The 12,877-nt window shown below is 43.9% G+C and carries 16 protein-coding genes; 7 read left to right on the forward strand and 9 right to left on the reverse strand.

Annotated elements, in window-relative coordinates:
* Window positions 1-160 precede the first annotated feature (160 nt).
* From PGY05_RS04575 to PGY05_RS04590, 4 genes are read left to right on the forward strand one after another with little or no spacing between them, the layout of a single operon-like run.
* Window positions 161-580: a DUF3268 family zinc-finger domain-containing protein gene (locus tag PGY05_RS04575; protein WP_173867491.1), complete on the forward strand. Its 420-nt coding sequence runs from the start codon at window positions 161-163 to the stop codon at window positions 578-580.
* 13 nt (window positions 581-593) lie between these two features.
* The gene (locus tag PGY05_RS04580; RefSeq protein WP_173867490.1) at window positions 594-1,181 is read left to right on the forward strand and encodes a sigma-70 family RNA polymerase sigma factor; all 588 of its coding nucleotides are present in this window, start codon (window positions 594-596) and stop codon (window positions 1,179-1,181) included.
* A gap of 20 nt (window positions 1,182-1,201) precedes the next feature.
* Entirely contained in the window at window positions 1,202-1,888 is a 687-nt protein-coding gene (locus tag PGY05_RS04585; RefSeq protein ID WP_173785600.1) for a cell division protein, read from the forward strand.
* Between the two features lie 13 nt (window positions 1,889-1,901).
* Window positions 1,902-2,348, forward strand: a complete 447-nt coding sequence (locus PGY05_RS04590) for a hypothetical protein (RefSeq protein ID WP_117827098.1) — start codon at window positions 1,902-1,904, stop codon at window positions 2,346-2,348.
* A 188-nt stretch (window positions 2,349-2,536) separates the two neighbouring features.
* Here the strand turns inward: PGY05_RS04590 and PGY05_RS04595 are convergent, their stop codons facing one another.
* The 9 genes from PGY05_RS04595 to PGY05_RS04635 all read right to left on the reverse strand — a co-directional run bounded on the left by PGY05_RS04595 (window position 2,537) and on the right by PGY05_RS04635 (window position 9,097).
* Window positions 2,537-3,211, reverse strand: a complete 675-nt coding sequence (locus tag PGY05_RS04595; RefSeq protein WP_242992886.1) for a helix-turn-helix domain-containing protein — start codon at window positions 3,209-3,211, stop codon at window positions 2,537-2,539.
* Window positions 3,212-3,376: 165 nt separating this feature from the next.
* Window positions 3,377-3,721, reverse strand: a complete 345-nt coding sequence (locus PGY05_RS04600) for a hypothetical protein (protein WP_109215035.1) — start codon at window positions 3,719-3,721, stop codon at window positions 3,377-3,379.
* A gap of 74 nt (window positions 3,722-3,795) precedes the next feature.
* Window positions 3,796-4,593, reverse strand: coding sequence for an EcsC family protein (locus PGY05_RS04605; RefSeq protein ID WP_173785603.1), 798 nt, complete (start codon window positions 4,591-4,593; stop codon window positions 3,796-3,798).
* Between the two features lies 1 nt (window position 4,594).
* Window positions 4,595-4,954: a YccF domain-containing protein gene (locus PGY05_RS04610; protein ID WP_173785604.1), complete on the reverse strand. Its 360-nt coding sequence runs from the start codon at window positions 4,952-4,954 to the stop codon at window positions 4,595-4,597.
* Between the two features lie 3 nt (window positions 4,955-4,957).
* On the reverse strand, window positions 4,958-5,392 hold the full coding sequence (locus PGY05_RS04615) for a hypothetical protein (protein ID WP_173785605.1): 435 nt from the start codon (window positions 5,390-5,392) through the stop codon (window positions 4,958-4,960).
* Between the two features lie 261 nt (window positions 5,393-5,653).
* Entirely contained in the window at window positions 5,654-6,550 is an 897-nt protein-coding gene (locus tag PGY05_RS04620) for a sensor histidine kinase (protein WP_173785606.1), read from the reverse strand.
* On the reverse strand, window positions 6,551-7,402 hold the full coding sequence (locus PGY05_RS04625; protein ID WP_173785607.1) for an ABC transporter permease: 852 nt from the start codon (window positions 7,400-7,402) through the stop codon (window positions 6,551-6,553).
* The gene (locus PGY05_RS04630; protein ID WP_117980468.1) at window positions 7,395-8,321 is read right to left on the reverse strand and encodes an ABC transporter ATP-binding protein; all 927 of its coding nucleotides are present in this window, start codon (window positions 8,319-8,321) and stop codon (window positions 7,395-7,397) included. The genes PGY05_RS04625 and PGY05_RS04630 overlap by 8 nt, the downstream gene beginning before the upstream one ends.
* A 77-nt stretch (window positions 8,322-8,398) precedes the next feature.
* Window positions 8,399-9,097 (reverse strand): response regulator transcription factor, encoded by a 699-nt coding sequence (locus tag PGY05_RS04635; RefSeq protein ID WP_005333481.1) that lies wholly within the window; start codon window positions 9,095-9,097, stop codon window positions 8,399-8,401.
* 325 nt (window positions 9,098-9,422) lie between these two features.
* Between PGY05_RS04635 and PGY05_RS04640 the strand changes: the two genes are divergently transcribed.
* The 3 genes from PGY05_RS04640 to PGY05_RS04650 all read left to right on the forward strand — a co-directional run bounded on the left by PGY05_RS04640 (window position 9,423) and on the right by PGY05_RS04650 (window position 12,870).
* Window positions 9,423-10,124 carry a single-stranded DNA-binding protein gene (locus PGY05_RS04640; protein WP_117980470.1) on the forward strand — a complete coding sequence of 234 codons (702 nt, stop codon included), beginning with the start codon at window positions 9,423-9,425 and terminating at the stop codon, window positions 10,122-10,124.
* Between the two features lie 141 nt (window positions 10,125-10,265).
* Entirely contained in the window at window positions 10,266-11,042 is a 777-nt protein-coding gene (locus tag PGY05_RS04645) for a hypothetical protein (protein WP_022415111.1), read from the forward strand.
* A gap of 16 nt (window positions 11,043-11,058) precedes the next feature.
* A complete protein-coding gene (locus PGY05_RS04650) occupies window positions 11,059-12,870 on the forward strand; it encodes an AAA family ATPase (protein WP_005333473.1) in 1,812 nt (603 codons plus the stop codon).
* The last annotated feature ends 7 nt before the right edge of the window (window positions 12,871-12,877 follow it).

The following is a 12,877-nucleotide window of genomic DNA, read 5'->3' on the forward strand; positions in this document are numbered from 1 at the left end:
AAAATGGGGATTCGTGCCATTTAGTCCGAATCTGGGATCAGTATCCGCTTGCGTCCTATGGGAATTCATCACCTGCTTACTTACAATATAAGTATACAGTACGTACCTCTTATCTACGTACACATTAAGTATTCTTTATGTACATGCGAGGTGAAAATAGATGAAAAAGATGAAAAATATCCGCTGCCCTTACTGCGGCGGAACAGCCATATTAAGAGATGCATCCTTTGTCTACGGAGAGCAGTCTCACGGAGGACAGGTTTACGTCTGCTCCCACTATCCATCCTGCAATTCCTATGTAGGGGTACATCCGGGAACCAAGATACCAAAAGGAACGCTCGCCAACCGGGAGCTTCGTCAAAAGCGGATTCAGGCACATCGAATTTTCGATCAGATCTGGCAACAGGGCATCCTCTCCAAACCGGAAGCATATCGCTGGGTGGCAGATAAGTTCTGTCTGACAGATAAGCAGGCTCACATCGGACAGTTCAGCAACTATATGTGCGACCAGCTCATTCGGGAATCCGCAGATGTTTTAAAGAACAACCATATTCCCTTCTGCCTCCGGGCAGCCAGCTGAAAGGCGGTGATTGATGATGACCTTACCGCTAAATAAAAAGCAAAAACAACTGGTGGAAAAATCCATGGATCTGGTTCCAATCATGATTCATTCCATGACTCGCACCGCTACCTATGTAACTGAGGAAGAACAACAGGAATTATGTCAGATTGGATATCTTGCTTTGTGCCGGGCGGCTGTCGGATTTGAGGAAGGAAGATCATTCCAGCCTTATGCCAAAACTATCATCCGTCATGCCATCTTTGATTACTGGCGGAAAATTGCCCGTGACCGCTCCATGCTCTGTTCTCTGGACGAAGCATCATCTGAAGATGAACATCTCCATTATCGTGATTTGTTTTCCTACGAGGATACACAAACAACTCACCCGGAAAAGGACACAAATCAGACATTGCTTCTTGAGCATTTAACCCAGCTTGGCACCGGACAGTCCCCAACTATTCAGAAGGGAATTGTAGCCCTCTATCTGCAACATCAGGGATATACCAGCTTTGAACTGGCAAAACACTACCAAGTACCAGCCAATCGTGTACGGGCATGGCAGAGCAAAGCACGGAAACTATTACAGCAGGATGATGCACTCTATGCACTTCTGACTTAACTTTGAAGGAGGGAACTTTTATGCTGACACTTTATACTGCTGTCGGAACCTTAAAATTTCAAAAAACGACAGGCGGAAAAACCATTCCTCTTGTAATCAACAATAGACAAGAATATGGTCTATCGGATGACGAACTACTACTTTGGAGCTGTCTTGCTTTTCAGATTCTGACGCTCCATGAACTCCAGGATGCCTATACCCTGCGCCAGATTCAGAAAGAAGGTCCGAAGAACTTATCCTTCCAACACTATCTGAACCGACTTTCCTTACGTGGTCTGGTTGTAAGCGGAATTGGATTGACAGGGGTGGATGCCCTATATCGCCTTCTCGGCAGTCTGACCATTATTCCCTTGGAGGATACCTTTCCCATCCGGCTCTTTGGCTGCATTCAGCTTTATCTGGAAGGAAGTATTGGTGCAAAAGAGTTTGGCAGATATTTAAAGAAGAAACCCTCTTCACCGATGGAAGATACCATTCTGAAGCTGGCTGAAAAGGTTTCCCTCACGACCGCTGAGCTTATCACAAGCATGGATCAGAAAAAAGTAATCCACAACGAATCGGATATTATGGATGAGTTATACACAGAACCGGAGACAACTTACCAAACACTTGTGGATGATGTCCAGATTCACCATACCCAGTATCCGGTGCTGCAGGCTATTGCTAATTTGTACCTGAATAAACAAATCACATTTCATACATGTTAAAGGAAGGAACCTTATGCCAAAACCATTTTTCACAAAGCTGGTTGCCATCAGTGCAATCGGCTTTTTCTGTGTACTTTTTGGGTGCATCTTCGGAATCGCCACCCATGACCGGCTCTTTATCCTAATGAGCCTCCTCATCGGAATCTGCAGCATCCTGCGTGCACTCAGTTTCTACCACCTGATCCATACACATGCTTATCTGTCACTGGACGTAAGCTGCACGAAACGGGAACAGACACTCTTCGGGAAAAACCAGCAATATTGGTTTGCCAGTGATAACGGAAAGGAATACGCCTTCTCACTGGAAAAGAATATCAAACTCCTAGAGGGACATCGGTATCGGCTGTACTTCCGGAAACCACAGCAGGGGACAGGGCAATCGATGCCATGTGCCGGAGATTTTCTCGGATATGAAGAACTCACCGATCAACTGCCGGAACTTCCGGATACATCCGTTTAGATAGAAAATGAGCCGCCTGTACTGCATCACCCCTACAGTTCTGGCGGCTCATTTTATTATAAATAACCTCTCTTATTTCTATCAAACAATAGTGTTTGTATCCGCTTCAATGCCATGAGCATTTGCTCCGGAAATGTCTTAGTTAAACTTGAAAGAATTAGATTTTCATTCTCATTACACAAATATTATTAGATAACCAATTCAGAAATATCAATGCTCGTTTTATAGTTTTGTTTTACTCCGCCAGGAGAAGTAATAAAAATCGTAGCGTATTCCCCATTTTCATAAAGGGTAATTTCTTTTATATCTTTTTCTTCATCTTGGTTCGTAGTATCGCAATAAAATTTTATGGTATATTTAGGGTTCATACCTATGCTTTTTTCTGTCTCTTTCCATGATTTTATATTTAAAGCAGAAATAACCTTATCTATATTATGCTTATCATCATACTTTACCAGCAATTCCTTATTTGCGGCATCATATATCTCTATAACTTTTACACCTTTTACATAATTGTCCATATAATCTTTTGCAGTGTCATTCATGCTTTCATTATTGAATTGAATAAAAGCAAATAAACCAACAACCATAAAAACCAAAACCACTATTACACCTTTATACAGAGAATGCTTTTTTATCTTCTTATCAATATCTTTTACCATAGTAGTATCTCCTTTCAATAAAACATCGAGAGATAAATTAAACTCATCGCTGATTTTTATTAACGTATGCAAATCTGGATAGCTCTTCTCATTCTCCCAATTTGAAACTGTCTGTCTTGTTACATCAAACTTTTTAGCAAAAGTTTCCTGTGTCATCCCTTGTTCCTTTCTGATTTTTGCAATCATCTGACCTAATTGCATAGCTTACTCCTCCTTGCAATTTCATTTTATCTAAATTTACTACTATGACAAGCAATTGACTTTTTACATTGATATTTTCGCTTCGCAAATATTCTTTGCTTGCTGATTTTAGGCTGGTTTCGAGCTAAATTCTAAAAAAATAATTCATAGTTTCGTATCCACACCCTATTTCAATTCCATACTTACTATTTCGATTTCATCAATATTTTCAATTCTAAGTAATTTCGTAATCTGATTATTCTTCTTATCAGTAAACCGGACTTTCATCCACTCATCATCCGTATCCAACACCAGACATTTCATTTCTGTACTTCCCACCAACTGTAAAGCATCATCTGATTTTATTTTACACTCCGTATTGACCAATTCATTTATCAATTTTGACATATTATTTTCACCTCGTTGTTTTCTTTCCAATCTTTTCACCGCTACTTCAAGCCTTTTTACCTTCCCAGGATATGAGGAATAACAAAGCAAGACAGCTAATGCAATGAATCCTATCCATTCCATAATCTTACAACCTCCTTCTCTGGTCGATTCTGTCTAATGCACACATTATACTCCATACACATCAAAACAACAATTTATTCTCTGTCTTTTTTCCACTCGTCCAGATATCTGTGCCGGTATTTCAGCTCTGCATACTCTGTGATCCTTTTCATATAGACTGCATCATAAGCTCCGCCTACAGCACCAACCACTGGAATCCCCTGTAAGAACTTTATATAGAGAAGCTCTTTTGACAAAGATCCCGCTGTTTGTTCGATCTGCTCCTTATCCTGATATTCTTCCGGCAGCATTCCGTTTCTGATAAATTCATTTACTTTCCCGTCAATCTCACAAAGTGTATCCCCATAGGATACTGCTCCCCGGATCAATAATAAGATAAAATATTTTTCTTCCCTGCTTTCATAGCTGTATCCATACTGCAGGGCAGTCTCGTAAATATTCTTTAAAATCATTCCTGTAAATACCGGAATATCCGGCAGACCGATTCCCAATACGCCCATCCCGATTCCAGACACACCGGATAGCAGTAAATTCTTTGTTCCTGTATCTCTCGCTTTTTTAGAAAAGGCTCGCAGGGATTTGGAATTCTGCTTTACATCCGCCGTATACTGTCGTACCTGATAGTCCTGCTCCAGTTTTGCCCGCTGATACGTCTTTTCAATAACCCTGGTTCCTTTCTCGAAAATCAGAGCAAATGCCTTCGCAAAAGCAGTATCCAATGTTTCCTGAAGTTTCGGCGGTATCTTTTCCTCCAGTTTTTGATTCAGAATGTTCTCCCTTTTCTCTGAACGCTTCTGAAGGAATCTCTGCTCCTGTACTTCCAGCTTTTCCCACTCTTTCTGAAGCGGCGTCCTTTTATCAAATAATCGCATCTTAATACACCTCCGCACCAAACGGCATCAATGCCAGTTTCGCCAGCTTAAACTGCTGCAAACCAAACGGGATACCGATAATCGTTACACACATAGCTACACCGATTGCCAGATGTTCCAGTGCAAGAGGCAGACCAGATACGATCAGCCAGATGATATTCAAAAGGAACGAACCAGCTCCGCCACCATACTGCACCTCTTTTCCAAAGGGGAAAAAACTAAGCGCCGCAAATTTAAAGCACTGCATCCCTACCGGAATCCCCACAACGGTAATACACCAGAGGCAGCCTGCCAGACACCAGCTTAGCCCGCTAACTGCGCCGCCAAACACGAACCACAACACATTTCCCAGGCATCCCATATGCTACACCTCCACATTCATTCGATTTTTCACATCAGCAAGTATTGTTTCTATCCGGTTGATGGCATCATCCACCTGTTCTCTTGCATCTGCAATCTTACTCTGCACCATGTAATCTGCCACCAGCCCGTCCAAAAAGAAATCCGCAAAGGAAAGGAAACTGCCGATTTCCATGCGCAGATCCAAGGAAACCTGCACATCTCTTAATTCTCTCTGAAAACGCTGAATATCGCTTTTCGCCTGTTCCATCAACGCAGATGCGTCATTCATTTTAGAATGCTTCACAAGGTCACTGATAAAGCCTCCTCCAAGCATATCAAAAATGCCCCAGTTTCTCGCACTTCCCAACTTATCCCTTGCTGCGTAAAGGCTCTGAAGTGCCCGCTCCCCTGCCTGTACTGCTTCCTGCATTTCCCGTTTCATCATTTCGTTACTCATCGTTTATCCTCTCTTTCTTTTTAGCAGCCTATTGCGGCAGATTTTCTATATTTCATAATAAAAAAAGACTCCTATCATGACCTCTGCCACAATAAAAGTCTTGCTATCTTATTTGCTACGGGTATCTCTCGATACCGGTTGTCGGTTACAAAACCACCTCTTTCGAGGCGTTCAGCTACTCCCTTTTTTGCTTGAGATGAATATAACATATTGGAAATAATTTGTCAAATAATAGATTCTTCTTGTCCAAGAAGATTCCTTCTATTCTGGAAACACAATCTCCACACAGAAATCATTCCCTTCTATCCGGGCACTGATTTTTCCTTCCATACGGAGTACCAACTCTTTTGCGATTGATAAGCCGAGGCCACTGGAAGTCTTACTGCGTGCTTCATCCGCTTTATAAAACCGTTCAAACACCTGATCTACATTTATTTTTTCCACATGACATACCTGATTTTTTATCTGTATCCGAATGCTGTTTTCAACTTCTTCCAGTGAAATACTGATTTTCTTCTCCCCATGATCCAGTCCGTTTTTTATGATATTCTGAAGGATTCTCCGGATTCCCTGTTCGTTTCCGTTCATAAACAGCAATTTCTCTGTAATCTGTATCTCCGGTTCAATTCCTCTACCCGTCCACTCATCATAATAGGAAAATATGGTATCTTTCAAAATCTTGTTAATACAGCAAGATGACATTTCCAGATGGAAGGAATCGTTTTTTAGCTTTGTAAAAGTAAATAATTCTTCCAGCATTTCTTTCAGGCTGCCGATTCTCTCCTGTATGATCTTCATATACCGTCTCTGCTCTTCCTGGTCTTCACAGGTTTCCATTAACTGAAAATATCCGTCAAGGGACGTCAAAGGAGTACGGATATCATGTGAGAGATTTGTATATGTATCCGAAATCATCTCCTCTTTCTTCAAGTATTCCTTCTTTTCCCTTCGCTTCAGTTCCAGCCATTCGTTTAAAACATCTGCCAGCTCACCAATGCCTCCCAAATCCATTTCTCTGGTAATCAGCATGTTGCTGTCGTGCTTCATCAGAAACGACAACTGGCGGCAGATGTCTTTCACCTGCCGCTGGTATTTCCAAAATAACATTCCCTGTACCAGTATCACTGCTATCAATAGCACGAACCCTAGTTTTATCATTTAGATATCTCTCTTTCTGAATACCCATCCTGTCAGTAATGTAACCACGATTCCGAACGCCGCCGCAATCACAACTGCCGTCAGGCATTCCTTATTGGTCGGTGACATGGATAAAAGTGCAATCTTTCCTGTCACTGTATATTTCAAAATCTGGAAATTCTCCACGCCTGCCTTCTGGATCAAATGATTGATCACTCCGTATAAAACAATCATGGTATTCATACACAGGCAGATAACAATCGTCATGCTGAACACGTTGCTGTTCAAAACCACCGCAATCGCCATACTGATTAGTACCAGTGCATAATGAAGCAAAATCTGAATACCAAAGTATCTCAGCAGCTCGCTTCCATTCCCCCACTCCAGATATCCGAAATACATCTGCTGTGCAATAATCTGAAGGATAAAATAAATCAGCATGGTAACAGTCGTATACACAAACAACACTGTAGCTTTGGAAAAGATCAGGTTTCTCCGGCTCCTTACCTGTCCGCCGATATTTTTTATATAACCGCTTCCTATATCCGCACTGGAAAACAGCACTGTAAAAATCACCAGAAACAACGCCACAAACTTCGCCTGCAGGTTTGCATAAACCTGATCAAAGACCGTTACTTTTTCTCCCGGCTGTGTCGGCAGGAATACGGACATTCCCATATTGATGGTTTCCGGTTCCACTGTTTCTGCAATACTTTCTGTCTGCTGTTGTTCCGCTTCCTTGTTCATCGTATCAATATCCAGTTTCGACATGGATGTGGAGAAGAATATAGCTGCCGCCATCACAATCCATACCACATACATACTTTTTGTCCGGACCATCCGGTACAGATCCATTTTTATCATATTAAGCATTTTGATTCCCTCCTGTCAGATTCAAGAAATAGGTTTCCAGTTCTTCACTGGTAATGGAAATTCCATTGACCAAAATTCCTTCTTTTGCCAGCTCCATATTGACATTGGCGCTTTCATTCAATCGTTCAAATATGTGGATATGGCTCTTATCTGTAACCTGATAGTTGGTAAATCCCATTCTGTCCAGAATCGGAACCGCCTGCTCCGGATGGACTAACTCTATTTCAATCCGTTCACTGCAGCGTTTCATCAGTTCTTCGCTTGTCAGCTCCTGCAGAAGACTTCCATTATGGATAATTCCATAATCTGTTGCAATCTTAGATAATTCCTCTAAAATATGACTGGATATCAAAATCGTCATATTCCGTTCATCGCGCAGTCTCTGTATGGTGTCACGCACCTCTGCAATTCCCTGGGGATCAAGCCCATTGATTGGTTCATCAAGAACCAGGAGATCCGGCTCCCCGACCAGTGCCAGCCCGATTCCGAGACGCTGCTTCATTCCAAGGGAAAAATGTTTCGTTTTTTTCTTTCCGACACCTTCCAGCCCGACCGTCTCTAAGATATCTTCGATGTATCCCTTTTTCCGAATACCAAACAATTCACATTTTATTTTCAGGTTTGTATATGCATTCATGTTGCCATACAGCCCCGGTGCTTCAATCAGACACCCCACACGAGAACGAATCCTCTCCAGTTCTTTTCCTTTACACCCGAACATCTCAATCTCTCCGGCTGTCGGTCTTGCAAGTCCACTGATCATCTTCAGGCAGGTCGTCTTTCCCGCACCGTTCCGTCCGATAAATCCATAGATAGCACCCTTTTTTATGTGAAGGTTTACTTTATCCACTGCCTTATGATGACCATACTGCTTCGTCAATCCATTTGTACTTAATAACAATTCACTCAATGCTTTCATCTCCTTTTCTTATCTGCTGTTATCATATCGGATAAATCCTAATCAAACGCAAATAAATAGTAAAAAAAGAGTAAAGATTAAGAATGCAGACGGTAGCCGATTCCCCATACGGTATCAATATATTCCTCCTGCGTTACTGCTTTTATCTTTTTCCGGATATTGCTGATATGTACATCCAGTGTCTTTGTCTCTCCCATATAGTGTTCATCCCACGCATATTCAAAAATCTCTTCTTTGCTGAAGACCTGTTTCGGATGCTCCAGTAAAAGCTCCAGAATTGCAAATTCCTGCTTTGTAATTTTGGGAAGCAGCACTCCGGCAATCCGGACTTCAAAGCGCTCACGGTCCAGTTCCAGGTTTTTATATGACACGCTTTTATGTTCCGGCTCCTGCTGCATATGGCGGAGCTGAACCTGAATCCGGGCAAGCACCTCCTGTATCTCAAACGGTTTTGTAATGTAATCATCTGCCCCACTGGTAAGAAGCCCGATTTTTTCATCCAATCCGTCTTTGGCTGTCAGGACAATAACCGGCGTATTGCCCTGTTTCCGGATCTGGGCAAGCACCTCTTCTCCTGAAATTCCCGGAAGCATCAGATCCAATAGAATCAAAGAAAAGCCCGCCTTATCCATCTGGAACAGCATCCTCGCTTCCGTCCCGGAAAAAGCCTGTACCGTCTCATACCCTGCTTTCTGTAATGCCGTATATAAAAGATTATTGATATCCGTATCGTCTTCTACAATCAGAATTCTGTTTTTCTGCTCCATTTTTCTCATCCTTCCATTTTCCGATTTAAACAATATTATATTGCACTTTTATAACTATGTCCAAAATTCTTTTGATATTATCCTTCCACCTCGTCTACATATGCTATATATAGTTCTAATTCTTTTGACATACGCTATATATTGTGGTAATATAATCTTGTATTTAAGTTTTTGTGCTATCCCGTCATGGGAGTCTGGACCATTCCTCCAGAAGCACATGCAGTTTAAGTTTGGAAAATCGTGTCATTATACTGCCGTTTTATACGGTGCTATAATGGCACTTTTTTTATTTTAATCTATTTTAACGCCCGAAGAGGCAGAAAGGAGAATTTTTATGTCAGCAATTTTAACAATTTTAGGGAGGCCCACAAAAGATCCTGAGATGCAGCAAGGGAAAAATTCCGGTACGGAATATGTTTCTCTGGACATTGCAGTTTCACAGCGAGGCCAGGATGGAAAGGAAGAAACCATTTACTATCAGTGCTATTTTAACAAGTTCCTTGCAGAACGCTTAGCAAAAGCAGGCGTAAAGAAAGGAACCGGGCTGATGATCTATGGTGATCTGGAACTTCATCCGTTCATTTATCAGAAAGGAAAGAATGCGGGGCAGGCAAATGCCGGTCCGAGGATCAATGTCAAGGACTGGCACTTTGTACCATCCAACCGTTCTGACAGCAATACCGGACATCCGGGTGCAAACCAGAACAGCCAGCCGAATGGTGGTGCGGCAACGCCCGGTGCAGCCGGCAATGGCAGCTACCCAATGCATGGAAATCCCAATGGCAGCTACCAGAATCAGGCAATGCCTGGCGGCTATCCACAGCAGGGAATGGCTCCAGCTAACGGTGCCTACGCGTCTCCTGCAAATGGCGGACAGTATCAGGCTCCTCCAAACAGAACCGGTCAGCCACAGAGTAGCTACCCGCCGCAGGGCAGTTATACCGGAATGCCAAATTACGGAGGTATGCCGGGCAGTCAGCCAACTGACGGCTTTCAAAATGTGCCGGAACAGATGGCATCCCAGTTGCCCTATTAACTCTCAAGGAACCCTATGTTGAGGAATTGCATTTATCATCTTTGTGATGATGCAGTTCCTCTTTTTCATGTCCGGAAGCGGCGATTTCCCATCCAGCTTCCGGGCTTGTCTAAGAATCATGAATCAGAAAGGAATCAGCTCATGAAAAAATCAAATCGAAAAAAATTCTTACAGTTTGTCGTGCTTGTACTGTTTCTTGCAGCACTTTTCGTACCACAGGATGCCAACCGGCTTCTGATTGCAGGCATTGCCCTGATCGGTATCGGAGTCACGCTGTTCAGTTATCTTCTCCCGCTTTTCACGGAACGCCTGAAAAACAGGGAGCATAAGCTACGAAAACGCCCAGAAAGAACTCGTCATCTGGAAGGAACACCTGATCTGGAAACCATTCTCTGGAGACAGATCAAATTCCAGATTACCGGAAAGCTCAAGGAAGCCTTCCCGGATGCCACATGGGATTTTGTGAAAGAACCACCGCTCTCCCAGATACTGGATGGGGAACCATTACGGATTCGCACACGGAATACCGGAAGTTATAATTTTGCGGAAATTCTCATGGATGCCCGTGGCAGTCTGACGCTTCAGATGATGACCATTGAATCCTTACATAAAAAGGAACCGTCAGAAGGAAATCCGGATTCCAGACCAGCCGTTAATCCCAAATCATGGTATTCCCTGATTGGGAAACCGCTACTGATGGAATTGGTCGGTGACTTACAGGCAAGGGGCTATGAAAAGCTGTTTATCAACGAGCAGGGAGATGTCTATATTCTGAACGGCACTGAACCGGAAGTCCGGGGAAAGCTGGAACATTTCCCGCCCAAAGATTACTGGGGCGAATTGACGGAGATTTTTACTGAAGATGAATTGACCACAGAAGAGACCGAGCAGGCACTGGAACTGTCCTGGATCTCATAAGAAGGAGGAACGAATCATGGCAAATAACATCGTAGCAACCTGGGGGTTCAAACGCAAACTCCCGGAACCATTTGAGGATTATACGGACCATGCAATCTTTGATGACATTGCATCCAAATACTGTACTCAGCCACGGAAAAAATCCACGCTTCATGCAGCTACCCTGCGGGCAGTCCTTGCTTATCTGGAGCTGGAAAACCCGGTTGGCAGTACCCCGCCGGAAAAGCTTGGGGCGGTCGGTACCCAATCCAACAATTTTGTTGTGGCGGAATATCCGAGCAAAACCGGTGATCTTCAGGTGGTTGTCTACAACCAGCTAAACGGAAAGTTTTACGGAGGCTGCTATACTCCTCCGCCGGATGTGGAAAGCACACCGGAAAAATACGAATTTAAAGACTCCAAACAGTCCGGTGCGGCTCTGCTGTTCGCACTGATGCCGGTTTTTCTGGCAGATGAAGAGTGTAATGAAAAGTATCAGGAATTAAAAGCGCACCGGGACAACGGTTATCCCGATCTGGACGCCGCTGCGGAAACAGCAGCCGTTCTCTGCGACAACATTTACCGGAGAACCCGCTATGCATCAGGTCTCCCGACCGGTGGTGTTAAGATTGACCTTCCGGCAAACGGCGTATTGTCGCTGATCAAACCGTTAAATATCCAGAAGGGGGTCTATGCACCAACCGAAGTGCTCCATGGAGACTTTCAGGTGTTACGTCCAGGAAGTGGATTTAAGAAAGCACAGGCAGCCATTTCCAGAGATGATTTTGTTGGGAAATTTATCCTGACCGCATCCCGAAGGCTGTCTCCGGAAGAGGAGGTATCTGTTCCGACATTGGCAGAGTGGTACATCATCCCTCCGGAAATCAAACGGATCTGCGAACACGCAAAACTGACAACGGATACCACACAGCCGATGCGGAATTTTCTTTTACGGGGACCGGCAGGTACCGGAAAGACCGAAGGAGCCAAAGCCATTGCTTCCGCACTTCACCTTCCTTACCGCTGCATTACCTGTTCCGCAAATACAGAGGTATTCGACCTTTTAGGTCAGATTCTTCCGGATGTGGACGGAAAACGCACCCGGCTTCAGCGGCAGTACCCGTCTTTTCAGGAAATCCAGTTAGATCCCTCCGGTGCCTATCAGAAGCTGACCGGAAACTATGATGAAGAAATTTCTGCCGAGGACACCTACCAGAAGCTGATCGATACGATTTTTGATGAAATGCACAGCTATTATAAGGAACACACCTCCGGACAGAACTTCCAGTATGTGGATACGCCTCTAGTCGAAGCCATCCGCTATGGGTATATTCTTGAGATACAGGAGCCTACGGTCATTGCTAATCCCGGTGTACTGGTTGGACTTAACTCCCTTTTAGACCGCTGTAACAGCGTATATCTTCCAAACGGAGAAACCATCCACCGTCATCCGGATACGACCATCGTAATCACCACAAACAATGACTATGCAGGCTGTAAACAGATGAACCAGTCTGTCATTTCCCGAATGAACCTTGTGATTGATCTGGATGAACCGGATGAGGATACACAGGTAGAACGTGCCATGGCTGTTACCGGATGCAAGGATGCAAAAACGGTACGTCTGATGACACGCATTGTCAAATCCATGGCTGTCTACTGCCGGGAAAATCTCATTACAGATGGCTGCTGTGGCATGAGGGAGCTGATTTCCTGGGTGCAGTCCTACATGGTCTGCGGGGATATCCGGGAAGCGGCCCGTTACACGGTGCTTGCCTCTGCCTCTGCCGATGCTGAGAACCGTACGGAAGTGGAAGAAAGCTGTCTGGATACTGTGCTTGCTGCGTAGGACACGC

The sequence above is a fragment of the Coprococcus sp. AF51-11b1 genome (assembly GCF_027682785.1).
In the GTDB taxonomy this organism is placed as follows: Bacteria; Bacillota; Clostridia; order Lachnospirales; family Lachnospiraceae; genus Allocoprococcus; species Allocoprococcus comes.